The following is a 26,831-nucleotide window of genomic DNA, read 5'->3' as shown; positions in this document are numbered from 1 at the left end:
GTTAAACCGCATTTTATAAATGATTTCTCGCAAAGACGCGAGGGCGTAAAGTGATTTACTTTAACGCAGTAGCGTCTTTATGTGCATATTTATAATCAGAAAGGTGGATTACAAATAGATTATCCCTTCACGTATATCACCTGTTTTGTTTCGAAAAACTCCTCTTTAAAGTAATGTTTCAGATGATATTGGGTAACTTTTAAGCCCGATTCTTTGATCTCCTGCTCCAAATCGCCGCCCTTTAAATACAGGATACCGTTGGGTAATTTGTTATTCGAATGCTTGTTGAATTTACCTTTTACCCATGGATAAAAATCCTTTAATTGGGTAACAGCGCGTGATACTACAAAGTCAAATTTATCCGCAATTTGTTCGGCCCGCAGGTGTGATGCTTTCACGTTTCTGAGGCCTAAGGCTGCAGCTACTTCCGTAACAACCTTGATTTTTTTGCCTATAGAATCAACCAAATGAAATTGTGTTTCGGGGAATAAAATAGCCAGGGGAATACCAGGAAAGCCCCCACCGGTACCCACATCAAGCACATTTTCGCCCGGTAAAAAAGCCATTACTTTGGCAATCCCAAGCGAGTGGAGCACGTGACGTTCAAATAAAAGATCAATATCTTTGCGGGAAATTACGTTGATCTGGCTGTTCCAGTGTTCATATAAAGCTGGCAATTTTTCAAATTGCTCACGCTGTTCGGCACTTAAATCAGGAAAATATTGTAGAATTATTTCAGATGTCATCCCTGTTAAAACGGTTAATAATATTGCCAAGCAGGTACCTTGCCCTAAATAATTGCGCCTTTACCGTCCCTAACGGGAGATCGAGTTGCTGGGCTATTTCTTCGTACGAAAGCTCATCAAAATAGCGTAAGGTAATCAAGTTCCTATAACGCGTGGGGAGGCTTTCAATTAATGATCTTAGCTCCTGAGTTTGTTGCTTTTTGATAGATGTTTCTTCGGGGTTAAGGCTATCCGCCTTAATTTGCAGCGGTTTTTCATCCCCTTCATCGTCCATCATGCCATGAATTGACATGGTACTTAGTTTCTTTTTGCGGATAAAATCAATGCAATTGTTAGTTGCTACCCTGAAAAGCCAGGTGCTAAAAGCAAAATCAGGCTGGTATTTTTCAAGTTTTTCAAATGCTTTGGCAAAGGTTTCAACCGTTAAATCCATTGCATCTTCTTTGTTGTTTACCATCTTAAGCACCATGAAATAAATCGAGTCTTTATAACGGTGCATCAAATCGGCATAGGCTTTTTGATCTCCCTGCCTGGCCTTCACTACCAGGTGAAAATCATTCTTTGCGTTCTCGGTAAAGTTGGCGTTTATTTCCATTGAGTAGTTTTTAAAAAGGTACCGATCAATCCAAAAACATTTAAATATGTATAATATAATAGGTCAAAAAAGGGGAGATACCACCAAAGGTCTTTGCCATTAAGTTTTTTAAATATACGATTATAAATGGCCATTTGTAATATCAACCTAAAAACGTACAAACCTAATGCCAGTAACGGTTCATACCTTAAAATAAGGAATAATATCAATAAAATATAGAATATAAAGCCGCTAACTGCATCAAAACTAAGCATACGCCTGTGCTGGTTTTTATACAGTTTCCCCACCCCCATGTGTCGCTTTTTTTGTTTAAACCATGATTTAAAAGTGGTTTTAGCCTCTGTAAACATAAATGATTCGGGACTCAATTCAACTACTGTGTTATCAGGAGTGGCATGCTGGTTAACAAACAGGTCATCATCGCCTGATATTACGTGCATGTGCGAAGCAAAACCTTTTGCACTAAAAAATAACGTTTTTGTATAGGCAAGGTTGCGTCCAATACCCATATAGGGGTCGCCGGTTAACGCGCCCGACAGGTAATTAGTTGCTGTTTTTATGGTTTCAAAGCGGGTAAAAGCATTAATAAAACCACCTTTTTTATAATAAGGAGAGTACCCCAAAACTATTTGCACACCGCTTGTAAAATTGGCAGCCATACGGCTTATCCAGTTTTCGGAAGCTGGCTTACAATCAGCATCGGTAAATAAAAGGTGTTCATTTTTTGATGCCTTGATGCCTAAGGTAAGGGCAAACTTTTTACCTGTTTTAAAGCGGTCATGCTCGGTAATGGTAACAACTTTCAGGTGGGCGTATTTTTTTTGCATAGTTTCAAGCACCTCGTCGGAAGTATCAAAAGAGCAATCATTGATAACAACCACCTCAAAATCAGGATAGTTTTGTTCCAGTATCGATGGGAGATTTTCCTCTAAGTTACGGGTTTCGTTGCGGGCGCTGATAATAACAGAAATGGGGATTAAGACTCTGGGCGGCGGCCCTTCGGCGGGTTTATGGCCTGCAAGGCGGGTATGCCTGCTTACCAGGTAATATAGCTGAACTATAAAACAAAGCTGAAAAAGAATAAAAAGCGCGTCGTGTAAGTACGTTTCCAAACAAAAAAAATAATGAGGCAAATTTGTTAAAAATCAATGAAATTAAGGCTCAATATCAGCGTTAATTTGAAGTTTAATGTACTCTTATTTAATCCCCCTTAAAATAAAAGTACTTTAATTAACATGGTTTTAATATTCAGCACGTTTATAAATAGCTTTTATCCTGCCGCCGTTTTGGAAAGGACGGGCATGAGGGTTTTTTTTGCTAATTTTGCAACCCTAAAATGAAATTTAACTTAACAGCACAAGACCCGCTTTCAAAGGCCCGCGCCGGCGAGATCACTACCGACCACGGTACCATACAAACCCCTATTTTTATGCCCGTAGGCACTGCCGGCACTGTAAAGGCGGTGCACCAGCACGAGCTTAAACAGGATATTTCGGCGCAAATTATATTGGGCAACACCTATCATCTATATCTGCGTCCTGGTTTAAACACACTTGAAAGCGCCGGAGGACTACATAAATTTAATGGATGGGACGGCCCCATCTTGACCGATAGCGGCGGCTACCAGGTATATTCATTAACCGAAGTACGCAAAATAAAAGAGGAAGGGGTTACGTTCCGCTCGCATATTGACGGATCAAAACATTTGTTTACTCCCGAAAATGTAATGGACATTCAGCGCATAATCGGCGCCGATATTATCATGGCGTTTGATGAGTGTACCCCCTATCCCTGCGATTACAACTACGCAAAACGATCGATAGAAATGACCCACCGCTGGCTGAAACGCTGCTGCGACAGATTTGACAGCACTGGGCCAAAATATGGCTACAGTCAAACACTTTTCCCAATTGTACAAGGTTCGGTATATAAAGATCTGCGCGTACGATCTGCCGAAGTAATAGCCTCATATGAGCGTGAAGGTAATGCCATAGGCGGCCTTTCGGTCGGTGAACCGGCCGAGGAAATGTATGCCATGACCGAAATTGTATGCAATATATTACCGCAGCAAAAACCGCGTTACTTAATGGGTGTAGGTACGCCTGTAAACATTTTGGAAAACATAGCTCTGGGTATTGACATGTTTGATTGCGTTATGCCAACCAGGAACGCGCGCAATGGCATGCTTTTCACCAAAAATGGCATCATCAACATCAAAAATGAGAAATGGAAAAACGACTTTTCGGCCATTGAAGATGACAGCGATCTGTTTGCCGACAGGGATTACAGCAAAGCCTATTTACGTCATTTGATCCACTCTGGCGAAATGTTAGGCGCTCAGATCGCCACCTTGCACAACCTCCATTTTTATCTATGGCTGGTTAAAGAGGCGCGAAAAAAAATTATTGCGGGTGAGTTTTACGATTGGAAAAACATGATGGTAAAGCGCCTTGGACAGCGTTTATAACAACTCATAAAATCACAAGAAATCTCCAGAAAAAACATGGAAATTAACAATCAAACAACCGACAGATGAAAGCTTTTTTTCATAGATATTTAAAGATCATCGACAGGTTTATTATTGGCAAATACCTTGGCACTTTTATATTTACTATGGGCATTTTCATGGTGATATCTGTAGTGTTTGACGTGTCAGAAAAGCTTGATAACTTCCTGAATAAACACGCCAGTTTGCACGATATCGTCTTCAGATATTACGCGGGTTTTATTCCATTTTATTTGAATATGTTATCGCCGCTGATCAACTTCTTGGCGGTGATTTTCTTTACAGCCAAGATGGCAAACCAAACAGAAATTGTTCCGATATTGAGCGGCCGGGCAAGTTTTAATCGATTTTTAAGACCTTATGTAATCGCTTCATCAATCATATTTGTGGTGTCTTTTTTTGCAAATGTATACCTTATTCCTTTCACAAACCGGCTGAAAATCGACTTTGAAAATGCCAATGGCATGATGGACAATGACCCGACTAAGGTGGAGGTACACATGCAAATTGACAAACATACTTTTGTTTATCTTGCCAATTACGATCCCACAACTCACTTCGGTTACAATTTTATAATGGAGAAATTTAATGGTGATACGTTGCGTGAAAAACTGATTGCCGAACAAATTCAATACGATTCTTTAAAACGGATCTGGTCGCTTAAACAATACAGTGTTAAATATGTAAACGGAATGAAAGAACAATTCATTACAAGTAACACGCCAAAAGACACTGTTTTGGATATGCACCCGAGCGATTTTATTGTATATGATAACGTATACCAGGCCATGTCTTTAAGCGACCTGAACAAGAATATTGACAAGGAAAAACTGCGCCGCCCGGAATATTTAAAGGCCATTTATTTTGAAAAATATCACCGTTTTGTGTACCCTTTATCAGCCTTCGTACTTACTTTAATCGGTGTTTCCATATCTTCGAGAAAGGTACGCGGAGGCGTTGGATTACCCCTGGGGATAGGTATTTTATTATGCTTCGCTTATATTATATTAGAACGGTTTGCGCTTGTATTTTCGGTAAAAGGGGGCATGTCGCCTCTGGCAGCTGTATTCATTCCTAACATCGTTTTTGGCATTTTGGGCTATTACCTACTTTTAAAAGCACCCAAATAATGGCGCAAAACACCCCCTTGGCCCTAAATAAGAACCTTATAATACTCCATTTTACTGTTTTTGTGTGGGGATTTACCGGAATTTTAGGCGCCCTGATCACCATTTCGGCCGTACAATTGGTGTGGTACAGAGTACTTATTGCCTTTGTTTCGCTGTTTTTGTATTTTAAATTCAATAAAACCGATTTTAAAGTCGACAGAAAAACCCTGGTAAAACTGGTGTGTACGGGAGCAATTGTCGGCGGACACTGGATCCTTTTCTTCGCCGCCATCAAACTTTCTACCGTCGCTGTCACCTTGGTTTGCCTGTCATCCATCACACTTTTCACGGCAATATTTGAGCCGATCATCAATAAAAAAAGCATTTCAAAATTGGAAATTTTAGCCGGGATTTTAATTATTTCAGGCATCGTTTTAATTTTCAAATTTGAAACAAGATACACTAAGGGTATTGTAGCCGGACTTGTAAGCGCCGTTTGCGCCAGCTTTTTTTCCATCATTAACTCTCGCCAGGTACAAAAATTACAAGCGCCGGTCATTGCATTTTATGAGCTATCCGGCGCTTTTGTATGGATCTCGATTTACCTTTTTATAACCTCCGGCTATACCCGGGCCATGTTGTTAAAGCCAGCGGACATTGGTTACCTGGTACTACTTGGCACCGTGTGTACATCGCTGGCCTACGTTGCCGGTGTATCCGTAATGCGCGAGCTTTCGGCGTTCAGGGTGGCGCTTATCACCAATCTTGAACCGGTGTACGGCATCATAATGTCGTTTATTTTTTTTGGTGATCTTAATAAAATGACGCTTGGATTTTGGGGCGGGGCCATCCTTATTTTGTCTACAATTTTTTTATACCCCGTAGCCCGAAAGCAAATTTCACGGCATAAAAGCTTGTCCTAATTCTTAGCTTCCTCATTTGCTTGCCTCATACAGATACTTGTAACGGCCGTACTTCTGCCTGTTATTAAACAGCGATTCAACAACTCCAATCAGCCTTAGTTTTCACATCCTCAACTCCAAAATAGGAGCGAAATATCAGCGTCCGCTTTGGCTATTTTTAGCCCCTCAGAGCGATTTAAATTTTTCAAGGCATTCCGGGCTCAACTAACATCTCAGCGCAAAACAGCGGCAAAATCCAATTTTAACTTAGTGTATTAAGTTCCAATATAAAAATTGGATCGGCAAACTATACAATTTCAATTTAAGTCATTTTACATCGATTAATAAATTTGAACTAACTATTTATATTATAAAAATATAAATTTAAAAATCAGATATTTATATAATTCATATAAACAAATAATCAAACAAAAGCAATGCAAATAAAATTACAAAAAACTAAAAAAATTAGCATTTAAAAAACAACAAGAAAAAAATCATCATATAAATTTATAAATCAAATAATTAATACATCTTATTTAGCGTAAAACTTTCTAATTCGGCACGAACAAAGCCCACGTCAGAAAGTGTAGTGAAGTAATGATTCAGGAATAAAAAAAAATCGCGGCATCTCTCCTGCTTGTATACAAAATCAGTTTTCGAACGGATTTTTTTTCACTCTCGCAGGATTCTCGCAAAGAAATTTTGGGCGAAAGAAATCCTCGCAATATCAAATTCCAGGGGTATTAAAAGTTCTGATTTTAGCCTTTGAAAAATACGGGCAAAATTTCACTGCGGTTATTGTCACCTCATTTTTTTGAAAGGGCAATTATCAACCGGGCAAGATCTGGGCGACTTAAATTGAAGAGCTACCGGAGGTGGACACAGCCAATAAAATATGAACCTAAAAATGCAGACACATCTCCGCACTATTTCGCGATCAAATTCCATGACCTCGATTTACATGAGATCAATTTTTATTAAACATTTAAAAAGCGGATATTGTATTAACTCTAAAACCACATCCATAATGAGCATTAAAACAATAGTCATTGTAATTATCGCTGTTTTGCTTACCATCGTACTGATGCAAAACACCGACGAGGTTTACTTCAAATTTTTGTTCGCCACTTTCAGGGTATCCAAACTAATGATGATGCTGGTAGTTGCGGTAACAGGTTTTATATTGGGCTTGATCGTGGCATGGCCTAAAAAACAAAAGTTCGATATTGAAGGCTATCATGACGCCATGCACAAAAAAGACGACACCGATACACTAAGTGACGAAGACAGGGAATACATCAGCTAAAATATGAAAACAAAGATTGGATTTATAGGCCTTGGCAACATGGGTATCAGCATGGCCAAAAACCTCATTGACTCAGGGTACCATTTGCAGGTTTACAACCGCACACTTTCAAAGGTAGACGAGCTTGGCACCGACAGTGTAACCAAATGCCAGAGTCCTGCCGAAGCCGCGGCAAATGTGCCATTTTTGATCACCATGGTATCAGATGACGAGGTGCTGCGAGAATCGGCTGTAGGCGACGGCGGAATTTTAAAAACGCTACAGCCAAATGCTGTACACATATCCATGAGTACTATTTCACCTGGAACTTCTGAAGAATTGGCCAGGTTACATGAACAGGCAGGAAATCGCTACCTCGCTTCTCCTGTATTCGGAAGGCCCGAAGCAGCGGCTGCACGTAAACTATGGATCTGCGTTTCGGGTGATGAACAAACTAAAATTGACGCCCGTCCTATACTTGATTTACTCGGCCAGGAAGTGATTGATTTTGGCCCCTCGGCGGGAGGCGCAAATGTGGTTAAAATAGCAGGCAATTTTATGATCATGGCATCCATGGAAATGATGGCCGAGGCATTCACCCTTGCCGAAAAAAACGGACTAAGCAGAATGCAGGTAGCCGACTTTTTCAGCTCGACGCTTTTCAACGCTCCAATTTTCCAGAGCTACGGCAAAGCCCTTGCCGACAAGCAATATCAACCAGTAGGCTTCAAATCAAAATTGGGTTATAAAGATGCGCGCCTCGCATTTAAATTATCGCAGACAAGCGAGATGCCCATGCCTATTGCAAACGCCGTACACAGCCGTTTACTAACCGCTATTGCCAAAGGCTGGGGCGAGCACGATTGGGTGGAAGGGATAGGGCGCGGCGTGAGTGAAGACGCGGGCATTTGATTTCGGATTTCGGATGTTTGATTTCGGAATTTGTAAGTAGGATTTTGGAATCGGATATTTCTTTTAAATAAAATGCCGGATGGCCTATCGACTGATAAAATTATCGATAAATCATCCGGCATTTACATGCAGCAGGCTAAGTAAGTTTCGTAGCAGAATTGCTTTATATCACAACGTCATTGCTGTAAGGTACGAAGCAATCCCAAACTATACAGGGACGACCTGCCAATCGGGGATTGCTTCGTATCTCGCAATGACGATTTTATTTTGCTTCGGGACAGCTTCCCGAATCCTACCAAATCCGAAATCAAACATCCGAAATCCGACATCACAAATAGAACACTTGGTTCTCCCCTTCCAAAAATTTCAAATCGGGAGTTTCAGCAAAAATACCGAACACAGATGCTCCGGTTCCACTCATGCTTGAGTATATGGCACCTGCCTCATAAAGGGCCGCTTTGATGCCTCTGATTTCCGCATGATTTTCAAACACGGTTTGTTCAAAATCATTTTTGATAAGCTTCTTCCAATCAGCTATCGGCTCGTTGATCAAATCGAACAATGAATCTTTTACCGGGGTCGGCTTTATACCGCGAAAAGCTTCCCCTGTTGATACATGGACAGGCGGCATTACCAACACAATTTTGTAAGCCGACAGGTCGAGCCTGATGTTCTCAAATTCATCACCGCGTTCAAAAGCAAACACAGGTTTGTTCTCGATAAAAAAAGCGCAGTCGGCACCGAGGCGGCGCGCGTAATTGGTCATTTCATCTACCGAAAGGCCGAGTTTAAATTCATCATTCATCAACCTGATAAAAAATGCGGCATCGGCCGATCCCCCGCCCAACCCCGAGCCTATCGGAATATGCTTATGCAGATGAATGCTCACCGGTGGCAGGTCATGGTCCTGCTTGAGCATTTGATAACCTTTAACGCAGAGATTATCCTCCGGTAGGCCAGGAATATCCAGCCCGCTTGAGGTGAAGCTAAATTTGTCGCTTTTCACTACTTCAAGGGCGTCTTTAATGTCGATAGGGTAAAAAATGGTTTCGAGATTATGATAACCATCCGGCCGGCGTTCGGTAATATTGAGGCCGATGTTTATTTTTGCATTCGGAAATAAAATCATACAAATTAATTAACACGTGATGTATTTGCCAACATCCGTAGGAAACCAAAGGTAGATTATTTTTCTTTGCCTTTTGAAACTTTGGTCATTGAGTCATTAGGTCATTAAGTCATTGCCTTCTCAAAGCATTAACCTAATCACCCAATTTAACTCAATCAACCGAATCTAACTTAAAATAAAATGAAACAGTATCTTGACCTGATGAGACATGTGATGGAAACCGGAGCGCAAAAGCATGACAGAACCGGCACCGGTACAGTAAGTGTGTTTGGCTACCAGATGCGTTTCAATCTCAAGGATGGTTTCCCGATGGTAACCACCAAAAAACTGCACCTCAAATCTATCATCCATGAGCTCATCTGGTTTTTGAGCGGCGACAGCAATATCCGCTACCTGAAAGAAAATGGCGTAAAAATATGGGACGAGTGGGCCGACGAAAATGGCGACCTTGGCCCCGTGTACGGCAAACAGTGGCGCTCGTGGCCTACACCAGATGGCGGTCATATCGACCAGATCAAACAGGTGGTGAACCAGCTTAAAAACAATCCCGACTCGCGCCGTATCATCGTGTCGGCCTGGAACGTTGCCGAGGTTAACCAGATGGCCCTGCCGCCATGCCATAGTTTGTTCCAGTTTTACGTAGAGCCGCCCGATATTTCAAAAGGCGAGACTAAAGGAAAACTTTCGTGCCAGTTGTACCAACGCAGTGCAGATATTTTCCTTGGCGTTCCGTTCAACATAGCTTCCTATGCGTTGCTCACCATGATGATGGCACAGGTATGCGACCTTGATCTTGGCGACTTTATACACACTTTTGGTGATGCCCATTTGTATAACAACCATATGGACCAGGCGCGCCTGCAGCTAAGCCGCGGTCCTCGCCCCCTGCCAACCATGAAAATCAATCCGGAGGTAAGAGATATCTTCTCATTCAAGTTTGAAGATTTCACTTTGGAGAATTATGATCCCTGGCCGCATATTAAGGCCGAAGTGGCTGTGTAGTTTGGTCATTTGCTTCGCGTCATTGGGTCATTAAGTCATTTTTTGCTTGTCCTGCTTTTAGCTGTCCTAATCTTATCATGAGTAATAGAATTGAAGAACTTGAAGTGTATAATCTTTCAGAAGCATTTTCCGACAGGGTTTGGTTTATAGTGGCTAAATGGGAATACTTTGCTAAAGACACTTTGGGTAAACAAATTGTTCGCTCATCTGATTCGATTGGCGCAAACATTGCTGAAGGATTTGGACGCTATCATTACAAGGAGAATAAGAACTTCTGCTATTTTAGCCGCGGATCAGTAATTGAAACCAAAGGTTGGCTCAAAAAGGCAAATACGAGAAGCCTGATCAATAACGACGAATATCAATCGCTGCTCCGGGAATTAGAACAATTCACGTAAAATTAAACATCTATATCAAATTCATTGGGAAAGGCAATGCATAACTACAAGTCAAAAAATGACTCAATGACGCGAAGTAAAATGATGCAAAGCAAAATGACACGAAGCAAATGACCCAATGACTTAATGACCAAATAAAATGATTTTATCCATCATCGTAGCCATAGCCAAAAACCACGCTATCGGTAAAGACAATAAATTACTCTGGTATTTGCCTAATGATCTGAAGCATTTTAAAGATGTTACTACCGGGCATACCGTGATCATGGGCCGTAAAACTTTTGATTCGGTTGGTAAGCCTTTGCCCAAACGCCGCAACATTGTTATTACCCGGCAGGCCATCAGTATTGAAGGTTGCGAGGTAGTACCATCCATTGAAGCGGCCATTGAGCTTTGCAAGGCCGAGGATGAAGTTTTTATTGTTGGCGGGGCCGAGATCTACCGGCAGTCAATTCCGTTAACTGATCGCATATATCTCACCATTATTGACCAGGATTTTGAAGGCGATACCTTCTTCCCGGAATTAAATCCTGATGAATGGCTGGAAAAAGATCGTGAAGATTTTGAACCCGACGAAAAAAACAAGTATAAATATTCTTTTATCACACTTGCGCGGCGCTAACATTTTTTGTCATGATTTTGTTTTAATTTAAAATTTTGTGCTTACGAAATTTTATTAGATTTGCTGCCTTATTGAAAAAAAGCTTATAAACTAATTTATTACATATTACAAATTCGATGCAAGGCAAAGGGGTTATTAAATTTTTCGCCATACTACTGGCAGTGGTGTGCTTATACCAGCTATCATTTACGTGGGTGGCCCATAAGGTTAGGGAGGATGCCAAAGTATACTCAAAGGGAGATCCTGAGAAAGAAAAAGCTTATTTGGATTCTATTTCCAATCAACCGGTTTATCCGCTATTAAAACATGATTACGCTTATGTATTGCAAAGGGAAATTGCATTAGGCCTTGACCTTAAGGGTGGCATGAACGTTACTATGCAGATCCAGCTTGATGAGCTGGTTAGGAAAATTGCCAACAACAATCCTGATGCTACTTTTAACCAGGCTTTGGCTAACGCCGACAAATTGCAGGCCAATGCTCAAACCAACCAAAAAGATTACATCGCTTTATTTGTAAGCGAGTACGAAAAGCTAAACCCCAATGGTAAACTTGCCGCTATCTTTTCAACAAAAGATAACCAGGATCACCTGAAGTTCAACGCTTCAAACAGCGAGGTTAAAACTTATCTTGAGGATTTGGCTTCAACTGCGGTTAAACAATCATTTACTGTTTTAAACACCCGTATCAACCAGTTTGGTGTAACCCAGCCAAACATCCAGTTGCAACAAGGCTCAAACAGGATTTTAGTTGAGCTACCAGGCGTTAAAGAACCTGAGCGTGTTCGTAAGTTGCTTTCGGGTTCTGCGAAACTGGAGTTTTACGAAACTTTTGATAATGCTGAGGCATATCAATACCTGATCAATATTGACAACCTGCTTGCTGCAAAAAGCAAAACTGCCAAAGCGGACACAGGTAAATCAGCGAAAGCTGATACCACTGCTAAAATTGCAGCTGGAAAAGCTGATACAGCTAAAGGTGGTTCGTTGTTAAGCAAAGTTCAAAAGAATGCTGCTAAAAACGATACTTCAGCTGCTTCATTAAGCAAAACAAAATTAGCTGCACAACACCCGTTGTTTGCAGTAATGTCATTAAACGTTGGCCAGGGTGCAAACGGCCAGCAGCAATTAGGCCAGGGCCCTGTTGTTGGTTATGCTCCGCTTCAGGATACTGCTAAAGTAAATTCATACCTGCACAGTGCAGATGTTTTAGCAGTTATTCCACGTAACATCAAATTTTTGTGGGAAGTAAAACCTATTAAAAACACCAAAACTTTTGCGTTATACGCTATTAAACTTACTGGTGCCGAAAATGGCCCGGTATTATCAGGCGACGTAATTAACGATGCCCGTGCCGATAACGACCAGAAAGGCAGCCCTGAGGTTGTGATGATCATGAACTCAGAAGGTGCTCAAAAATGGCGTGCCGTTACGGCCGAAGCATCATCGGGCACCAACAAAAAAGCTATCGCCATCGTTTTAGATGATAACGTATACTCTGCTCCTACCGTACAAAACGAAATTTCGGGCGGTGTATCATCAATCTCAGGTAACTTCACCATTGATGATACGCGCGACTTAGCCAACGTATTAAAAGCAGGCCGTTTACCTGCTCCTGCCCACATCGTATCTGAGTCAATAGTAGGTCCGTCGTTAGGCGAGCAGGCTATCTCTGCAGGCATTACTTCAAGTATCTTAGGCTTAGTTGTGGTGTTGATCTTCATGATCGCTTACTACAATCGTGCCGGTACTGTAGCAGTTGTTGCAGTAATCATCAATATCTTCTTCCTGATGGGTGTACTGACCAGTTTAGGCGCGGTATTAACTGTGCCAGGTGTTGCAGGTATCGTATTAACCCTCGGTATCGCGGTAGATGCCAACGTACTGGTTTATGAACGTGTGCGTGAAGAGCTTGGCCTTGGCAAATCATTAAGGGTTGCTGTTGCCGATGGTTTCAAACATGCTTTGCCTTCAATCCTCGATTCACAGATCAGTACCTTCCTTACCGGTTTAATCCTGTTTGTATTTGGTTCAGGTCCTATCCAGGGCTTTGCAACTACATTGATGATCGGTATCGCAACTTCATTGTTCTGTTCATTGCTGATCTCAAGGGTTATATTTGAGTGGATGCTTGACAAAGGCATGGATATCAAATTCTCTAACCCTTGGAGCTCACATACCTTTAAAAATGCAAACTTCGCGTTCGTAAAAAACCGCGGCAAGTTCTACATTTTCTCAGGCTTATTCATTGCAGCAGGTTTGGTATCTATCTTCACCCGAGGCTTTACCTACGGTGTGGATTTTGAAGGCGGCCGTAACTACATTGTTAGCTTCCCTAACAAAAACGTTACTACCGAGCAGATCCACGATGCTATCGACGCCACTTTAGGTCGCAGTACCGAGGTTAAAACCATGGGTACCGATAAATTCAGTATCACTACCAACTATCTGTTCAATGATAACTCAACAGCTGCCGATGCCAAGGTAAGGGCAACCCTTGTTAGCACATTAGCTGCTAAAGCTGAAACTAAAATTACCGATAGCAACATTTTAGGTGGTTCAAAAGTAAGTGCTACTATTGCCGACGAGTTAAAAACATCAGCTATTTACACGGTATTGTTCGCAATCTTCGTAATCTCGGCTTATATCCTGATCCGTTTCCGTAAATGGCAGTTCAGCTTGGGTGCGATGATCGCGACTGCTCACGATGCGTTGTTAGTATTATCGTTCTTCTCATTGTTCAATGGTTTCCTTCCGTTCTCATTGGATATTGATCAGGCTTTTATCGCGGCTATCCTTACTGTTATCGGTTATTCAATTAACGATACAGTGGTAGTATTTGACAGGATCCGTGAATTCCTTGAACACTCTAACAAAAACGAAAAACCAGAGGATGTTATCAACAAAGCCATCAACAGTACATTAAGCCGTACAATTATCACAGCATTAACCGTGGTATTCGTATTGTTAGTATTGTTCATCTTTGGTGGTGACGTTATCAAAGGCTTCTCGTTCGCGTTATTAATTGGTGTCCTTTTCGGTACATACTCGTCGATCTGTGTGGCAACACCGGTGATCGTTGACTTTGGAAAGAAAGACCTGAAATAAGGAAAAGAATAAATTATTGAAAGGCTCCAAAGTAATTTGGGGCCTTTTTTGTTGATGTACAATGCAATACTGCTCATTAGAAAAAGCCATAATATCACCGACAGATGGTGTTGCATATCGCGTACAATGAACTATACTTACACCGTATTTCATATAAATGTTATTGGCGGCACGGAGATTGCGCTATATTCCCAAAAGCGCATTACGTTGCCCTTAAAAAGTTTTTTAACAGATACCCTGCACAAATGAACACATCAAATAATTCAAAATTTCCACTTGTAGTGATCGTAGGCGGCGGCTTCGGCGGCCTACAGGTAGCAAAACAACTAAAGGACAAACCTGTAGACGTTTTGATGCTGGATAAGCACAACTACCATACCTTTCAGCCCCTCTTATACCAGGTGGCTATGGGCAGCCTCGAGTCGGAGTCGATTGCCTTTTCTTTAAGGAAAAATTTTGCGAGCCAAAAGAATTTCCGCTTCAGGATAGCGGAAGTAACAAAGGTAGATGCTGAAAGTAATATGCTCGAAACCACTATAGGCAATATAGCTTACGATTACCTCGTGATTGCTACCGGCTCAACTACTAACTTTTTCGGCAATAAAGATATCGAGCATTATTCCATGCCGATGAAGTCGATCCCTGAGGCGTTGAACCTCCGGTACTCTATTTTGCAGAACATTGAAGAAGCCCTGCTTAAAGTAGGTAAGGCCGAGCGCGATCCCTACCTTACTTTTGTACTGGTAGGCGCTGGCCCAACGGGTGTTGAGCTTGCAGGCTCACTGGCCGAGCTTCGTAATCACGTTTTGACTAAAGACTACCCTGAACTTAAAAAGGAGGACATGAAGGTGTACCTGGTCGATTTTTTACCGAAAGTACTTGGCCCCTTCTCCGACCAGGCATCCAACGCGGCCCGCACCTTCCTGACCAATATGGGCGTTGAAGTGCTAACCGGCGTAAAGGTGGAAAGCTACGACGGCGAGGAAATCAAATTTGAAGGCGGTAAAAGCATTCGCACCAAAAATGTGATCTGGAGTGCCGGGGTTATGGGTGTTGTGCCCGATGGCTTTGATAAAGAGGTTATTGAACGTGGAAATAGAATAAAAGTGGATAGCGTTGGCCGCGTTGCCGGCTTTAACAACGTATTTGCAATTGGCGACGTTGCAGCCATGATCACCGATGAAACCCCTAAGGGACACCCCGGCGTAGCGCAGGTAGCCATACAAATGGGCCAGCACGTGGCTAAAAATATCATTCATATCATTAACGGCGAACAAACCTCACCGTTTAAGTATAACGATAAAGGCTCATTGGCAACTATTGGCCGCAATAAGGCGGTGGCCGATTTGGGCAAAGTAAAATTCCAGGGATTTTTTGCATGGCTTGTATGGATGTTTGTGCACCTGATATCGCTTTTAGGCGGCCGTAATAAGGTGATTGTATTCATTAACTGGGTATCGAGCTATGTAACCTATAATGGCGGTACAAGGCTTATTATCCGCAAATTTGAGCGCGAAGGCTTAACTGAGGATCAGCATTTGCCGAATACAGTTGATTAGCTTAAGTCCTGAATCTAAAGTCTCGGATTTTAAGGCTTAAATCAAAAGTTTTAAGTTGGAAGTTTAGCGTTTTGTAAACTAAATTGATGACTTTTGACTTAAGACTTAAAACCTAAGATTTCCAAAAATGAGCATCAAAATAACCGAATGCCCCCGCGATGCCATGCAGGGCATTCATGATTTTATTCCTACCGATATAAAGGCGGAATACATTAACCTGCTTTTACAGGTGGGTTTTGATACGATAGATTTTGGCAGCTTTGTATCGCCCAAGGCTATCCCCCAGTTACAGGACACAGCGGAGGTATTAAAGAAACTCGATCTGAGTAATACTCGGTCAAAGCTATTAGCTATTATAGCCAACTATCGCGGGGCAGAAGACGCGGCTAAACATGAAGAGATCACTTACCTTGGTTATCCATTTTCCATATCCGAAACATTTCAGCTTAGAAATACCAATACCACTATAACGCAAGCCTTTGAAAATGTGCAGCGCATGAATGAATTGTGTGGTAAAAACGGCAAACAGTTATTGGTATACCTCTCTATGGGTTTTGGTAATCCCTATGGCGATGAATGGAATACCGGCATTGTTGAACAATGGGCTGAAAAAATGACAACCGAGGGAATAAAGGACATTGCCCTTGCCGATACTATAGGCATCGCAGATGCGGCACAGATCGGCAGTATTTATCCTAATCTTTGTCGGTTATTCCCCAACGTTGAGTTTGGCATCCATCTTCATTCCACACCAAATACCTGGCAACCTAAGATAACAGCAGCCTATGAAAGCGGCTGCAAGCGTTTTGATACTGCATTAAAAGGATACGGAGGCTGCCCAATGGCCAAAGACGACCTCACAGGCAACATTGCTACCGAAAACCTGATAGGCTACCTTAAAATACAAAATGAGCCCACAGGGCTTAATATGGATAAATTCCAGGAGGCGATGGAATTTTCGGAGAAAGTGTTTGGATGAAAATAAAGATCATCCCCCCAATACCTCATTATAAGGTACGAAGCAATCCCCAATTAGCAGAGTAACTGTGCAAGTACCTCTGTATAGTTCGCGATTGCTTCGTGCCTCGCAATGACGGTAACCGGATATTTTTTACGCTGCCGCGCTTTTAGCCGCTTTTGCAGCTTTGCTTTTCACCACCCTGTCAAAGTTTTCCATTACCAATACAGCCGCACCAATTAACTCAGCATCAAACCCAAGTTCAGATACCAATAGTTCGGTACCGCCTGCCAGACGCGGGATACAGTACTTGTGAAGGGCTTGTTGTATCGGGGCCATCAGTATCTTGGCAACTTTAGCTCCGCGACCACTTAATACAATGATGGCGGGGTTCATGATGTGGATAAGGATGGCCAGGGCTTTCCCTATTTTATAACCGGCGTCGGATAACAGTTCGATAGCAAACTGGTCACCGTTATTGGCAGCCTCTATCAGGGCATCTCCCATTAGTTTGGAGTGATCTTCCTCATTATATTTTAAGCTGGTTACACGGCCTTTTTTGATACCTGCTATGGCTTTTTGAGCAACTACCAATAATGATGCTTCGGCTTCCAGGCAGCCGCGTTTACCACATTCGCAAAGGGAACCATCTTCCGATAGCGGGATATGGCTTAGCTCGCCCGCAAAACCGTTGTGGCCGCGGAACAGTTTTCCATTTACGATCATCCCCAGGCCAATACCCCAGCCCAGGTTTATTACCATAACTTCCTGCTGTGATTTGGCAATACCAAATTTTTGTTCGGCGAGGGCTATCAGACTTGAATCATTATCGATATAAGTGGCGATGCCTGTTTTGGAAGTAAGGTAGGCAGTTAAGCTTTGTCCGCCGGCATCAAGGTAGGTATAATTGATACCTTCGGTGATATTGATGAAGCCGGGCATACCGATGCCTATTCCGGCAATCTTATCTTTAGGGATCCCACTGTTTGCTATGTAGTTGTTAATCTGCTCAACCAGCGTGGGCAACGCCTCGGGGTTATTGAGTAGTTTAAGCTCAAAGGTAAGCATATCGGCAACCGGATTATTCAGCAGATCAAACATCTGGATACGGGCGGTGAGCTGATCGAGCGCGATAGCTAAAATGTGCATAGCGCTTGACTTTACCGAATACATTAACGGGCGACGGCCGCCGCTTGAAGGGGCATACCCCTGTTCAACCACAAAACCCTCGTGCATTAACTCGTTTATAGCTTTGGCTATAGACGGGATACTTTTATCAAATAACTCACTTAATCCGGCACACGACATGGCCTTATTAAAATAAAGCCTTTTAATGATCATATTTTTTAACTGGCTGCCTTTTACCCCTTTATTCGTAAGTTCCATCAACAATTATTATAGTTTGGTTTATAACAGGCAACACCTTAGTGTTCTGAATTTTATAAAATTAAAAATAAAGTTAATAAGTACAACTGTAAATATTACAGTAAACCTGTTGTATGTACATGGACACCATTAATGTGCCTTTTGCCTACAACGCACAAAAATATCTATTATATTGGTGTACGATATAAAATATGCGAAAGTTTTGATTAAAACTTGCTATCACGGCTATTTGAACCCAATAATTTACTATGGCAGCAGCCAAAACCGCCATCCGCTCCAGTATTCATCATATTGCGATCTGAAATCTTTTAAATGCCGCGATAATGGTAAACCGTATGAAACAGCAAAAGCGTTATACATTGGCTCATCACTGAAATTAACAACACCTTTAGTTCTTAAGTTATAAACTTTATATCCCGAATCAATCGACATGCAAAGGTTATCGCCTTTTAAAATAAGTATCCACATGGATTTGTTCACTTTTCCCTTTAGGCACAAAATAAGCAAACTGGTCGCTCTCCTCCATAGCTTCTCCATGCCCCAAAGGAATCCGGGATTCATCGCCGAGGCCATGATTGCCATAATAGGTAAAGGAAAACACGATCAGCGATATACTGACAATTTTATAAACTGCAAATACGCTGAACCATTTAAAGCCGGTATACTTTTTTTGTGCTTTTAAAAACAGCACCCATAAAAACCAGACTACCGGGGTATAAAGCAACCCAAGAATGGATGATTTAATTACAACAAACAATAAATGGAACAGCGTAGTCATAAGGTGGTTTAATCTCTTTTAATTTGCATAAACATCCAGCGCTGCCCCTCCAGGTCGGCAGCACGATAGCGGGTGCCGGGAAAGCCATATTCCAATTCACTTAATATCGTTGCGCCTTTACTTTTAGCAGTTCTGTAATGCTGTTCAACATCGTCTACATACACCAAAACCCCGTTGATAATATAAGGTACAGCGCTCCATTTAGCAGCGATATCACAATTCTGGGCATGATGTGCCGGGCTTTGATAATGGGACGTAGGCTCAGCCAGCATAACCAGGCTTTCGCCCATTTTGAGCTCCCCATGAGCAAGGTGATCAGCCGCATCCGTCATCCGCATATTTTCAGTAAAACCAAAAACATCGCACAACCAGTTCATGGCCGCAATACCATCTTCGTAGGCAAGCATGGGGATTATTTGTTGAATTATGTTCATTAATTTACGCCTGCTGTTATCAGCATTAATTAAAGGTAAACTATTGCGGTCTATTTATCAAAGCCGCTTATTTTTCTTCCAGTTGCTTTTTTAGCTTAGCTATTTCATACTCCAGTTTAAGCACATATTCATTTTGCGGTGCGAAGGCTTCCTTAATTTCCTCAACGGTGTAGCGCGGTGTAATATGCTGCGGACAATTCCAGTCGAATGCTTTTACATCGAAAACGAGCATTCTTTCAGGTGTATGTTTGTACTCAGCAGGATCAATCAGGTCAAATAATTCGGGATTGTCGGCAAGTTCAACGATACGGGCATCTGCATAGATCTTAAGCCTTGTTTTATGCGGATAATCCATCAAAAATAAAGATATCTGCGGATGTTCCATTACGTTACCAACCGAAATGTACTGCTTGTTGCCCCTGAAATCGACTACGCCAAGCGTATGGTTATCTATCACTTTAATAAAACCGGCAGGCCCTCCCCTATGCTGAATATACGGATAGCCGTTTTCACCAATACTGGCCATATAAAAACTGTCGCGGCTTTCGATAAACATTTGTTCAGGTTCGGTAATGCCATCTTTATCGGCCATGAGGCTTTCCATGCGGGCATAACTACTACGGCTGCCATATTTTTCCTGCAGCTTTTTAACACCATCGGTAAAAGCAAAACGTGCAAAGTTCATGATGTAAACAATTTAAAGATAAATACTTATGCCCGCCCTGCAGTGCAGGGCGGGCATAAGAGTGTAAACTATAATTATAAATCAGAGATATTATTTAACCAGTTCAGGAATAGCAGGCCAGTCAACCGGCACCTGGGTCAAGGCGTATACATAGTTGGTAATTGTTTTATCGCCCACTGCTACGGCTACGTCAATCAGGTCAGCTTGTGTATAACCGGCAGCGTAAAAGTTTTCAACCAGTTGATGATCGGCATGGCCTTTATTTTCGGTAATTGATTTAGCTACCTTAACTAAAGCATCAATTTTCGCGTCGAATGAAGCTGAACCGCCACGGATCTCAAGGATCTGGTCATCGTTAAAACCATTCATTTTAGCGATGGCTGTGTGGGCGGCAGAACAATAAGCACAATCATTTACCTGGCTTACGATAAGGTTTACGGCTTCTTTTTCTTTAGCACGTAATGATGTTTTACCGTTTGAAAGAGTTATATAGTTAGCCAGCGCATGATCTGAAGTTGCAAAAACTGCAAACAGGTTTGGCACACGGCCTACCACTTTTGTTAATGTATCAAATATGGCTTGGTTTTCTGGAGTTACTTGTTCTCTTGTTGGAATTGCGAAAGTTTTCATTTTTGTAACGTTAATTTTTGTTGTTTTGAATTAACAATACAAAGGTGGCAACTTAAGCAGCCCTGCGGAATGGGCAAATTTCCCGGGTACTTGTAATTATTTCCCTTCGGCCATTAAAACCTTGTTATTTCTGAAATCGGTTGGTGAAAATGAGGTGTGTTTTTTAAAGAAATTGCTAAAATAAGCTGCGTCATCAAAACCCAATTCATAAGTAATTTCCTTGGCCGATTTATCAGTATAATACAACAGGCGCTTCGCCTCAATAATCAAACGCTCTTGTATCACCTGTAAAGGCGTCTTATGGTTATACAGGGCAAAAAGGTTGGAAAGCGTTTTAGGCGATTTATTTAACTGCTGCGCATAATAAGCCACGGTATGGTGTTCACGGTAATTATTCTCTACCAACAAATTAAACTTACGAATGGTACCAAATTTTTCATCGGCCAAAACTTCACGAGGCCCGCTGTGCGCCTTGGCAAGGCGGGTTACGATAATGATAAGCCGCTTCAGCAGCATCCTGAGCATATCTATCTGGATATTATCTGCTGTTTCAAACTCTTCTATAAAAATATCCAACAAGCGTTGCAGTTTAAACTGCATGGCTTCGTCAAGGGTAACGAAAACCTGGTCGGAGCTACCATAAAACAGGAAGCCCACGCAGCTTACTTCTTCGTCATGATCAACAATGCAATAAAAATCGCGGTTAAACTGCCAGGCTACTATATCTTCAGGCCGCTCAAAACGGAAAGATTGGTTAACCATTAGGGGCAGAATGGTGTTGGGCAGAAAATCATAATCCACCTCATCGATGGTTACAGTTTGCTTTTCGCCACGGTTCCAGGCTATGGTAAGGTATTTATGCTGACGATCGCGGGTAAAAAACATCCTGTCGAAATGTTTTTCATTGATAAGCAGCAGCAGATCGCCGCCCGTGGATTGTTCTGTAGCTGATAATTTCATTTGCGTAAGCGCAAAGATATTTAAAAGTAATAATTAAGCGCTCACCACCATCGGTTTATCGCAGCCGGATGACCAATCGTGCTGAACATTGGTCATAAGTAACGCATTGTCAAACGTTACTGAACCCTTCGGAAAAATGCTTTCATCTTCAAAAAAGCTTGATTTAACAGCACTCACTTCGAGCGCCTGTACTTTCCAGTTATCGGTATATAACACTAACCCTTCATACTTATTGCCATTGGGTGAATATCCCGTTGCCCCGGCCTTAAAGAAATCAGAAGCTACATCAAGCGTCCCGAATATCGAATCCGGATTGAGTTCATCAGCAACTTTTGCATCCACACTAATCACCGTTCCGTCCGAACTGGTGAAAGCCACGTGATATTGGTCGTCGTGCTCATTAACGTCAAATTTGGCCTGGTGATGTCTACCGGGGAATACCCTGCCACCTGCAATCGTATTAAATAAGGACGAGGTATCCCGTCGAGGTATATAAACTCCTTCTTTCAATTCCCCGTTTTCCTCCCATTGTACGGCTATTCGATGTGCGCCATTTTCCGAACCTACGCCTAAAAAAGCAGGCATACCTTTAGGGCGAACGTGCTTAAGCCTGATCAAACAGATCCCTGCTATAGCTTTGCTGTTAACAAGCTTGGGAGTAAAGGGCGGTGGCACTATTTTTTTTGCTATGTCCGCATCCGCGGTAAAGTTCACCAATATGCGCCTGTCAATTATGCCGGTAATTTTCGGAATCTTCATATGATAAATTTATAATGATTTTTCAGCGTTCGGATAACCCAGGACAAATTATACTGTCAAATGTGCTCCTCTTCCATTCACAGTACATTAACAACCGCTTAACATACTTCATCAAACATTCATTCAAAAAAAAGATATTGCATTCTAATTGCCTTCTAATATCAAAGGCGATTACCCTACTAATTTAAGAATGACTATTACCCAATTCCTCGACCGGCATCAGGATGCTGTGCAAGTTGCTTTATATGCTTTTATTATCTGCTCACTGTGGCTGATGGAAGTCTGCGTTGCTTCTGGTATGATTTCGGTAAAAAAACGCTGGCAGCACAATAAAACCAACCTGCTGTTCATTTTCACAGCCCTCCCTATCCAACTATTACTTACCACGATTGTTTTACTCATAGTTGGCTGGACCAACGCACATCATTGGGGGCTAATCAATTACATACCCGGTCATCATAATAAATGGGTTTACTATATAAGCCTTTTTATGCTGCTTGACCTTTGCGAATACGTTTATCACGTGGTAATGCACAAGATAGATCCGCTGTGGAAATTTCACCTCGTGCATCACAGCGATCTTCATGTTGACGTTTCGACCACAGTACGTGAACATCCCGGCGAAACCTGTGTACGCACCTGTTGCTTAATGCTTTGGGTATTTATTTGCGGCCCGGCAATTGGCGTTTTGGTATTGAGGCAAACTTTTCAATCATTATTTAATATCCTGGCCCATACCGAGTTCAGGTTACCACAACGTGTTAACAAAATTGTTGGCCTGATTTTTATAACTCCTAACCTGCACCATGTACACCATCATTATCAACTACCACATACCGACCGTAATTACGGCGATGTACTAAGTATTTGGGACAGGCTTTTTGGCACCTTTGGCGAACTTGAACAGGAAAACACCCGTTTCGGCATTGATACCCATATGGATAAAGAAACTACCGGCAAGTTTTTGAATATCCTCAAAATACCATTTCAGAAGTTGGAACGGCCAAACGGGCATCGGAATTAACGGTTAACCGGGGGCAATCTTTATTTCCCATCCTCTCCAAAATCTTCCATTACACCAAAATATTCTTCCCATTCCGGGTCGTCAATAACCGTGATATTAATCGGGAGTTCATCAAATTCGGATAAGGCATCGTTTAACCTGTCGCCTGCTTCCTCAATATCTGTGGTATACCAGGCCCACCAGCGTTCGTTTTCGCCGGTAAATACAAAGGCCAGTATGCTTTGATGACCATCTTCAAGCAGATCGACTAAAGCATCCTCTACCTGTTCCATCAGCAACATTTCATCAGTTGGGGGCAACAATGACGGATCAAATGATTCATAGTTCCAGGTTACATCCATCCGCTGCAGGTAAACACCGGTTTCAAAAAAGTTTGATAAATTGGGTCTGTAGCGGACCAGCAATGGAATATCATCGTCGGATACGGCTTCTACCGATACCCAGGTATCATCTAAGATCATAAGGGATGTTTTTACAAGGTTTAGCAGAGATGTTTATATAAAATTAAAGCAAAACTATACTTAGTATAAAGATAGTCACGCTTGACCAAATCTGGTATATTTATTCAAAAAAATCATTTGTAAAAGCATCCCTTCTGCTTAATAGATACCAGACTTACGAAGCTTTGTAAACTTCGTAAGTCATAAACATCTCTTTTATTCTATCTCAAACTCTTTTTTCAATTTGATATCAACAGATGAACTGCCTATCATCACCATAAATTTACCCGGCTCAACAGTCCAGTTCATATTTTTATCCAGCAGGGCCAAATCATCAGGGTGCAAGGTAAACTGCACTGTTTTCTTCTCGCCGGGATTTAGTGTAACGCGATCAAAGCCACGCAGATCGTACTCGTAAGTAGTAACGCTGCTTACCTCATCCTTAAGGTAAAGCTGCACCACATCATCGCCTTTGCGCTGCCCGGTGTTGGTTACATCAACGCTAACCTGTATAAGTCCCTGAGAATTGCCTTTTTCGGGCGATACCTGCAGGTTGCTGTACTCAAATGTGGTGTAGCTTAACCCGTAACCATAAGGGTACAAAGCTCCTTTCACACTGGTTTTGCCCCAGCTGTTTTGCCCGCCCTGCTCTGCCTGTGACGATGGTTTAAAAGGAAAATTATATTCCAGTTGACCTGTTGTTTTTGGGAAAGTGATCGGCAATCTTCCACCGGGATTATTATCGCCAAATAAGGTTTCGGCAATCACCTGCCCGCTTTGTACGCTCGGAAACCAGGCCTCTAAAATGGCCGGCACATATTTATTTTCCCAGTTGATGGTAAGCGGCTGCCCGTTGATCATCACCATTACCACAGGTTTTCCGGTAGCCTGCAAAGCCTGGATCAGCTTCAATTGCCTGCCCGGCAGGTTTAAACCCGTACGCGATAAACTTTCGCCAACACGGTCAACATCCTCGCCTACCACAGCAATCACAATATCCGATTGTTTAGCCTGTGCAACTGCCGAATCAATACCGGCCTGCTCCTGGGCGGTTAGCGGTGTTTCAATAATTTCGCTCTCCGGCCAGGTAGCATCAATCATGTCACAGCCTTTAGCATAGCTTACTTTGGCATCGCTGCCTACGTAATTTTTAACACCGTCAAACACGGTAATAACCGGGTTGTGCGATGGACCATACCTGCTCACAGCATAGTTAGTTTCCTTAGCCAGCGGACCAGTTACCAGGATATTAGGATATTTCTTTTTATCCAACGGCAGCAGATTGCCTGCATTTTTCAGCAATACCATCGACTCGCGGTTCATTTTCAGGCTCATGGCTTTATCCGCATCGGTGTGCACTATTTTATCGGCAGCTTTAGGATCTTTAACATAAGGGCTATCAAACAAACCTAACCTGAACTTCACTTTCAATACCTCGCCAACACGGGTATCGATGATCTTCATGGAGATACGGTTTTCTTTGATCAGCTCGCGCAAAGGCATAATAAAGGTTTGCGGCATAGTGAAATTAGTACGCACGTTAAGGCCAGCCTCAACAGCCTGCCTTACAGCCTCCTTGTAATCGGCAGCAACATGATGTTTTGAATAGAGAAACTCAACAGCCTCACTATCGCTTACCACATAGCCATTAAAGCCAAATTGCTGACGTAAAAGCTGCGTAAGGAAGTAATAGCTGCCAGTTATTGGTACGCCGTCCCAATCATTATAACTGCTCATTACCCCCATTGGATGCGCCTCCTGAATCACCCTGCGGAAGGGATACAAATATAGCTGGTGCATTTCGCGCGGAGCGACATGCGGATCGGTACGGGCACTGCCATCACGGCCTCCTTTAGGTACGCTGTACACAGCAAAGTGCTTAAGGGTTGACGCTACGCCTCCTTCCTGGATGCCCAACACCATCTGTTTGCCCATTTCCGTAATGTGAAAAGGGTCTTCGCCATAACATTCAACCACACGGCCCCAGCGCTGGTCGCGGGCGGGGTCAAGTATGGGGGCGTAAACATTGGTATACCCCAGCGCTTTGGCTTCGCGGCCAACGGTTTTACCCGCCTCATAAACCAGTTCTTTATCAAAGGTGCTGCCTATAGATATCGGCGCGGGCAACGGCGTGGCCCTGTCATGGTTAAGGCCGTGAATCCCCTCATTGGTGAAATCAACCGGGATCCCTAAACGGGTTTCCTCAACAAACCATTTTTGAATGTTATTAATGGCCGATGCATGTTTACTAAACGGGTATGAATATTGTGTAGGCGCATCATCAGTATGCGAAGTAAGATTATTCAGTTCTTCATCAATATTGGCTATGCCATCTTTCCATACTTCATTTTTCCAGTTAGGGACGGGCATTTCGTCCTTTAACACACGCTTATAACCATAAAGGGTAGCCATTTGGCAGGTTTTCTCTTCAACGGTCATCTGGCTTACCAGGTCGGCCACGCGCTTATCAATGGGTTGTGACGGGTCTTCGAACACATCCATTTTACCGTTCTTGTTAAAATCTATCCAGCCTTTATGATAGATGTTCTTTTGCTGTGCCGAGGCTGCAAGGCTAAAGCTGATAGATAAAGCGGATGCCACAAATACCCGCGGCAGATAGTACTTAATTCTCATGAGGTTGTATTGGAGTTGGAACTTCAAATATATAAACCTGTGTGGGGTGCAGCCATGCCCGGGGCCGTATATTTTAACTATATCGTTTGAGTGATGAGGTTTAAACCCGCCACTTGCATAGTAACAACCCTAATCTAATCCAATTCGGCATTTGCGTACCTTCTAATTTTAACGCTGATCATTTATGGCATCTGCCGGGAAGGCCGCGAGATAACGGCAGCTATTATGTAAGGTTTGTTTGCAATTGCGGATTATATAATTGGCGTTT

At 42.4% G+C, this 26,831-nt stretch carries 26 protein-coding genes; 12 read left to right on the top strand and 14 right to left on the bottom strand.

Annotation, left to right across the window (positions count from 1 at the left end; all coding sequences use genetic code 11):
• Positions 1 to 119 precede the first annotated feature (119 nt).
• From rsmG to BLP33_RS08425, 3 genes are read right to left on the bottom strand one after another with little or no spacing between them, the layout of a single operon-like run.
• Entirely contained in the window at positions 120 to 746 is a 627-nt protein-coding gene (gene rsmG, locus BLP33_RS08435; RefSeq protein ID WP_090526515.1) for a 16S rRNA (guanine(527)-N(7))-methyltransferase RsmG, read from the bottom strand.
• A complete protein-coding gene (locus BLP33_RS08430) occupies positions 736 to 1,341 on the bottom strand; it encodes an RNA polymerase sigma factor (protein ID WP_090526513.1) in 606 nt (201 codons plus the stop codon). The genes rsmG and BLP33_RS08430 overlap by 11 nt, the downstream gene beginning before the upstream one ends.
• A complete protein-coding gene (locus tag BLP33_RS08425; RefSeq protein WP_254780085.1) occupies positions 1,332 to 2,453 on the bottom strand; it encodes a glycosyltransferase in 1,122 nt (373 codons plus the stop codon). The genes BLP33_RS08430 and BLP33_RS08425 overlap by 10 nt, the downstream gene beginning before the upstream one ends.
• A 224-nt stretch (positions 2,454 to 2,677) precedes the next feature.
• Here BLP33_RS08425 and tgt point away from each other — a divergent pair, with 224 nt between their 5' ends.
• The 5 genes from tgt to BLP33_RS08400 all read left to right on the top strand — a co-directional run bounded on the left by tgt (position 2,678) and on the right by BLP33_RS08400 (position 8,058).
• The gene (gene tgt / locus BLP33_RS08420) at positions 2,678 to 3,808 is read left to right on the top strand and encodes a tRNA guanosine(34) transglycosylase Tgt (protein WP_090526509.1); all 1,131 of its coding nucleotides are present in this window, start codon (positions 2,678 to 2,680) and stop codon (positions 3,806 to 3,808) included.
• A gap of 65 nt (positions 3,809 to 3,873) precedes the next feature.
• Positions 3,874 to 4,977: an LptF/LptG family permease gene (locus BLP33_RS08415; RefSeq protein WP_090526507.1), complete on the top strand. Its 1,104-nt coding sequence runs from the start codon at positions 3,874 to 3,876 to the stop codon at positions 4,975 to 4,977.
• Positions 4,977 to 5,879 carry a DMT family transporter gene (locus tag BLP33_RS08410; protein WP_090526505.1) on the top strand — a complete coding sequence of 301 codons (903 nt, stop codon included), beginning with the start codon at positions 4,977 to 4,979 and terminating at the stop codon, positions 5,877 to 5,879. Before BLP33_RS08415 ends, BLP33_RS08410 begins: the two co-directional genes overlap by 1 nt.
• A gap of 1,009 nt (positions 5,880 to 6,888) precedes the next feature.
• A complete protein-coding gene (locus BLP33_RS08405) occupies positions 6,889 to 7,167 on the top strand; it encodes a lipopolysaccharide assembly protein LapA domain-containing protein (protein WP_175489973.1) in 279 nt (92 codons plus the stop codon).
• Positions 7,168 to 7,170: 3 nt separating this feature from the next.
• The gene (locus BLP33_RS08400) at positions 7,171 to 8,058 is read left to right on the top strand and encodes an NAD(P)-dependent oxidoreductase (protein WP_090526500.1); all 888 of its coding nucleotides are present in this window, start codon (positions 7,171 to 7,173) and stop codon (positions 8,056 to 8,058) included.
• A 328-nt stretch (positions 8,059 to 8,386) separates the two neighbouring features.
• Here the strand turns inward: BLP33_RS08400 and ispE are convergent, their stop codons facing one another.
• Complete coding sequence (gene ispE / locus BLP33_RS08395) at positions 8,387 to 9,187, bottom strand: 4-(cytidine 5'-diphospho)-2-C-methyl-D-erythritol kinase (protein WP_090526498.1); 801 nt, start codon at positions 9,185 to 9,187, stop codon at positions 8,387 to 8,389.
• 180 nt (positions 9,188 to 9,367) lie between these two features.
• On the opposite strand from ispE, the gene BLP33_RS08390 reads away from it, so the two are divergent.
• The 6 genes from BLP33_RS08390 (at position 9,368) to BLP33_RS08365 (ending at position 16,854) form a co-directional block, all read left to right on the top strand.
• Complete coding sequence (locus BLP33_RS08390; protein ID WP_090526496.1) at positions 9,368 to 10,189, top strand: thymidylate synthase; 822 nt, start codon at positions 9,368 to 9,370, stop codon at positions 10,187 to 10,189.
• 77 nt (positions 10,190 to 10,266) lie between these two features.
• On the top strand, positions 10,267 to 10,587 hold the full coding sequence (locus BLP33_RS08385) for a four helix bundle protein (RefSeq protein WP_217633143.1): 321 nt from the start codon (positions 10,267 to 10,269) through the stop codon (positions 10,585 to 10,587).
• Positions 10,588 to 10,726: 139 nt separating this feature from the next.
• Positions 10,727 to 11,209 (top strand): dihydrofolate reductase, encoded by a 483-nt coding sequence (locus BLP33_RS08380; protein ID WP_090526494.1) that lies wholly within the window; start codon positions 10,727 to 10,729, stop codon positions 11,207 to 11,209.
• Between the two features lie 116 nt (positions 11,210 to 11,325).
• Positions 11,326 to 14,316: a protein translocase subunit SecDF gene (secDF, locus tag BLP33_RS08375; RefSeq protein WP_090526491.1), complete on the top strand. Its 2,991-nt coding sequence runs from the start codon at positions 11,326 to 11,328 to the stop codon at positions 14,314 to 14,316.
• Positions 14,317 to 14,561: 245 nt separating this feature from the next.
• Entirely contained in the window at positions 14,562 to 15,875 is a 1,314-nt protein-coding gene (locus BLP33_RS08370) for an NAD(P)/FAD-dependent oxidoreductase (protein ID WP_090526489.1), read from the top strand.
• Positions 15,876 to 16,002: 127 nt separating this feature from the next.
• Positions 16,003 to 16,854, top strand: a complete 852-nt coding sequence (locus BLP33_RS08365; RefSeq protein WP_090526487.1) for a hydroxymethylglutaryl-CoA lyase — start codon at positions 16,003 to 16,005, stop codon at positions 16,852 to 16,854.
• A 132-nt stretch (positions 16,855 to 16,986) separates the two neighbouring features.
• Here the strand turns inward: BLP33_RS08365 and BLP33_RS08360 are convergent, their stop codons facing one another.
• The 8 genes from BLP33_RS08360 to BLP33_RS08325 all read right to left on the bottom strand — a co-directional run bounded on the left by BLP33_RS08360 (position 16,987) and on the right by BLP33_RS08325 (position 22,465).
• Positions 16,987 to 18,219, bottom strand: coding sequence for an ROK family protein (locus tag BLP33_RS08360; protein WP_090526485.1), 1,233 nt, complete (start codon positions 18,217 to 18,219; stop codon positions 16,987 to 16,989).
• Between the two features lie 246 nt (positions 18,220 to 18,465).
• Positions 18,466 to 18,651, bottom strand: a complete 186-nt coding sequence (locus tag BLP33_RS08355) for a hypothetical protein (RefSeq protein ID WP_139159959.1) — start codon at positions 18,649 to 18,651, stop codon at positions 18,466 to 18,468.
• Between the two features lie 7 nt (positions 18,652 to 18,658).
• Entirely contained in the window at positions 18,659 to 18,997 is a 339-nt protein-coding gene (locus BLP33_RS08350; RefSeq protein WP_090526481.1) for a hypothetical protein, read from the bottom strand.
• 8 nt (positions 18,998 to 19,005) lie between these two features.
• On the bottom strand, positions 19,006 to 19,404 hold the full coding sequence (locus tag BLP33_RS08345; protein WP_139159958.1) for a VOC family protein: 399 nt from the start codon (positions 19,402 to 19,404) through the stop codon (positions 19,006 to 19,008).
• Between the two features lie 94 nt (positions 19,405 to 19,498).
• The gene (locus tag BLP33_RS08340) at positions 19,499 to 20,116 is read right to left on the bottom strand and encodes a pyridoxamine 5'-phosphate oxidase family protein (protein ID WP_090526477.1); all 618 of its coding nucleotides are present in this window, start codon (positions 20,114 to 20,116) and stop codon (positions 19,499 to 19,501) included.
• A 90-nt stretch (positions 20,117 to 20,206) separates the two neighbouring features.
• Positions 20,207 to 20,746, bottom strand: coding sequence for a carboxymuconolactone decarboxylase family protein (locus BLP33_RS08335; protein WP_090526475.1), 540 nt, complete (start codon positions 20,744 to 20,746; stop codon positions 20,207 to 20,209).
• A gap of 96 nt (positions 20,747 to 20,842) precedes the next feature.
• Positions 20,843 to 21,706, bottom strand: coding sequence for a helix-turn-helix domain-containing protein (locus BLP33_RS08330; protein ID WP_090526473.1), 864 nt, complete (start codon positions 21,704 to 21,706; stop codon positions 20,843 to 20,845).
• 33 nt (positions 21,707 to 21,739) lie between these two features.
• Positions 21,740 to 22,465 carry a DUF2071 domain-containing protein gene (locus tag BLP33_RS08325; protein WP_090526471.1) on the bottom strand — a complete coding sequence of 242 codons (726 nt, stop codon included), beginning with the start codon at positions 22,463 to 22,465 and terminating at the stop codon, positions 21,740 to 21,742.
• A gap of 190 nt (positions 22,466 to 22,655) precedes the next feature.
• Between BLP33_RS08325 and BLP33_RS08320 the strand changes: the two genes are divergently transcribed.
• Positions 22,656 to 23,489, top strand: a complete 834-nt coding sequence (locus BLP33_RS08320) for a sterol desaturase family protein (protein WP_090526469.1) — start codon at positions 22,656 to 22,658, stop codon at positions 23,487 to 23,489.
• 20 nt (positions 23,490 to 23,509) lie between these two features.
• On the opposite strand, the gene BLP33_RS08315 is transcribed toward BLP33_RS08320, so the two are convergent.
• Both BLP33_RS08315 and BLP33_RS08310 read right to left on the bottom strand, forming a co-directional pair.
• On the bottom strand, positions 23,510 to 23,950 hold the full coding sequence (locus BLP33_RS08315) for a DUF695 domain-containing protein (protein WP_090526468.1): 441 nt from the start codon (positions 23,948 to 23,950) through the stop codon (positions 23,510 to 23,512).
• Between the two features lie 195 nt (positions 23,951 to 24,145).
• The gene (locus BLP33_RS08310) at positions 24,146 to 26,563 is read right to left on the bottom strand and encodes a glycoside hydrolase family 3 N-terminal domain-containing protein (protein ID WP_090526466.1); all 2,418 of its coding nucleotides are present in this window, start codon (positions 26,561 to 26,563) and stop codon (positions 24,146 to 24,148) included.
• Positions 26,564 to 26,831: the final 268 nt, after the last annotated feature.

It is taken from the genome of Mucilaginibacter sp. NFR10, from assembly GCF_900100445.1.
Taxonomy (GTDB): domain Bacteria; phylum Bacteroidota; class Bacteroidia; order Sphingobacteriales; family Sphingobacteriaceae; genus Mucilaginibacter; species Mucilaginibacter rubeus.
This window is presented reverse-complemented; position numbering and strand designations above follow the sequence as displayed.

What these genes read in the sequence shown, in the direction of transcription:
- rsmG (WP_090526515.1), bottom strand. Translation starts at nt 746, where the DNA reads ATGACATCTGAAATAATTCTACAATATTTTCCTGATTTAAGTGCCGAA.
- BLP33_RS08430 (WP_090526513.1), bottom strand. Translation starts at nt 1,341, where the DNA reads ATGGAAATAAACGCCAACTTTACCGAGAACGCAAAGAATGATTTTCAC.
- tgt (WP_090526509.1), top strand. Translation starts at nt 2,678, where the DNA reads ATGAAATTTAACTTAACAGCACAAGACCCGCTTTCAAAGGCCCGCGCC.
- BLP33_RS08415 (WP_090526507.1), top strand. Translation starts at nt 3,874, where the DNA reads ATGAAAGCTTTTTTTCATAGATATTTAAAGATCATCGACAGGTTTATT.
- BLP33_RS08410 (WP_090526505.1), top strand. Translation starts at nt 4,977, where the DNA reads ATGGCGCAAAACACCCCCTTGGCCCTAAATAAGAACCTTATAATACTC.
- BLP33_RS08405 (WP_175489973.1), top strand. Translation starts at nt 6,889, where the DNA reads ATGAGCATTAAAACAATAGTCATTGTAATTATCGCTGTTTTGCTTACC.
- BLP33_RS08400 (WP_090526500.1), top strand. Translation starts at nt 7,171, where the DNA reads ATGAAAACAAAGATTGGATTTATAGGCCTTGGCAACATGGGTATCAGC.
- ispE (WP_090526498.1), bottom strand. Translation starts at nt 9,187, where the DNA reads ATGATTTTATTTCCGAATGCAAAAATAAACATCGGCCTCAATATTACC.
- BLP33_RS08390 (WP_090526496.1), top strand. Translation starts at nt 9,368, where the DNA reads ATGAAACAGTATCTTGACCTGATGAGACATGTGATGGAAACCGGAGCG.
- BLP33_RS08385 (WP_217633143.1), top strand. Translation starts at nt 10,267, where the DNA reads ATGAGTAATAGAATTGAAGAACTTGAAGTGTATAATCTTTCAGAAGCA.
- BLP33_RS08380 (WP_090526494.1), top strand. Translation starts at nt 10,727, where the DNA reads ATGATTTTATCCATCATCGTAGCCATAGCCAAAAACCACGCTATCGGT.
- secDF (WP_090526491.1), top strand. Translation starts at nt 11,326, where the DNA reads ATGCAAGGCAAAGGGGTTATTAAATTTTTCGCCATACTACTGGCAGTG.
- BLP33_RS08370 (WP_090526489.1), top strand. Translation starts at nt 14,562, where the DNA reads ATGAACACATCAAATAATTCAAAATTTCCACTTGTAGTGATCGTAGGC.
- BLP33_RS08365 (WP_090526487.1), top strand. Translation starts at nt 16,003, where the DNA reads ATGAGCATCAAAATAACCGAATGCCCCCGCGATGCCATGCAGGGCATT.
- BLP33_RS08360 (WP_090526485.1), bottom strand. Translation starts at nt 18,219, where the DNA reads ATGGAACTTACGAATAAAGGGGTAAAAGGCAGCCAGTTAAAAAATATG.
- BLP33_RS08355 (WP_139159959.1), bottom strand. Translation starts at nt 18,651, where the DNA reads ATGTCGATTGATTCGGGATATAAAGTTTATAACTTAAGAACTAAAGGT.
- BLP33_RS08350 (WP_090526481.1), bottom strand. Translation starts at nt 18,997, where the DNA reads ATGACTACGCTGTTCCATTTATTGTTTGTTGTAATTAAATCATCCATT.
- BLP33_RS08345 (WP_139159958.1), bottom strand. Translation starts at nt 19,404, where the DNA reads ATGCTTGCCTACGAAGATGGTATTGCGGCCATGAACTGGTTGTGCGAT.
- BLP33_RS08340 (WP_090526477.1), bottom strand. Translation starts at nt 20,116, where the DNA reads ATGAACTTTGCACGTTTTGCTTTTACCGATGGTGTTAAAAAGCTGCAG.
- BLP33_RS08335 (WP_090526475.1), bottom strand. Translation starts at nt 20,746, where the DNA reads ATGAAAACTTTCGCAATTCCAACAAGAGAACAAGTAACTCCAGAAAAC.
- BLP33_RS08330 (WP_090526473.1), bottom strand. Translation starts at nt 21,706, where the DNA reads ATGAAATTATCAGCTACAGAACAATCCACGGGCGGCGATCTGCTGCTG.
- BLP33_RS08325 (WP_090526471.1), bottom strand. Translation starts at nt 22,465, where the DNA reads ATGAAGATTCCGAAAATTACCGGCATAATTGACAGGCGCATATTGGTG.
- BLP33_RS08320 (WP_090526469.1), top strand. Translation starts at nt 22,656, where the DNA reads ATGACTATTACCCAATTCCTCGACCGGCATCAGGATGCTGTGCAAGTT.
- BLP33_RS08315 (WP_090526468.1), bottom strand. Translation starts at nt 23,950, where the DNA reads ATGATCTTAGATGATACCTGGGTATCGGTAGAAGCCGTATCCGACGAT.
- BLP33_RS08310 (WP_090526466.1), bottom strand. Translation starts at nt 26,563, where the DNA reads ATGAGAATTAAGTACTATCTGCCGCGGGTATTTGTGGCATCCGCTTTA.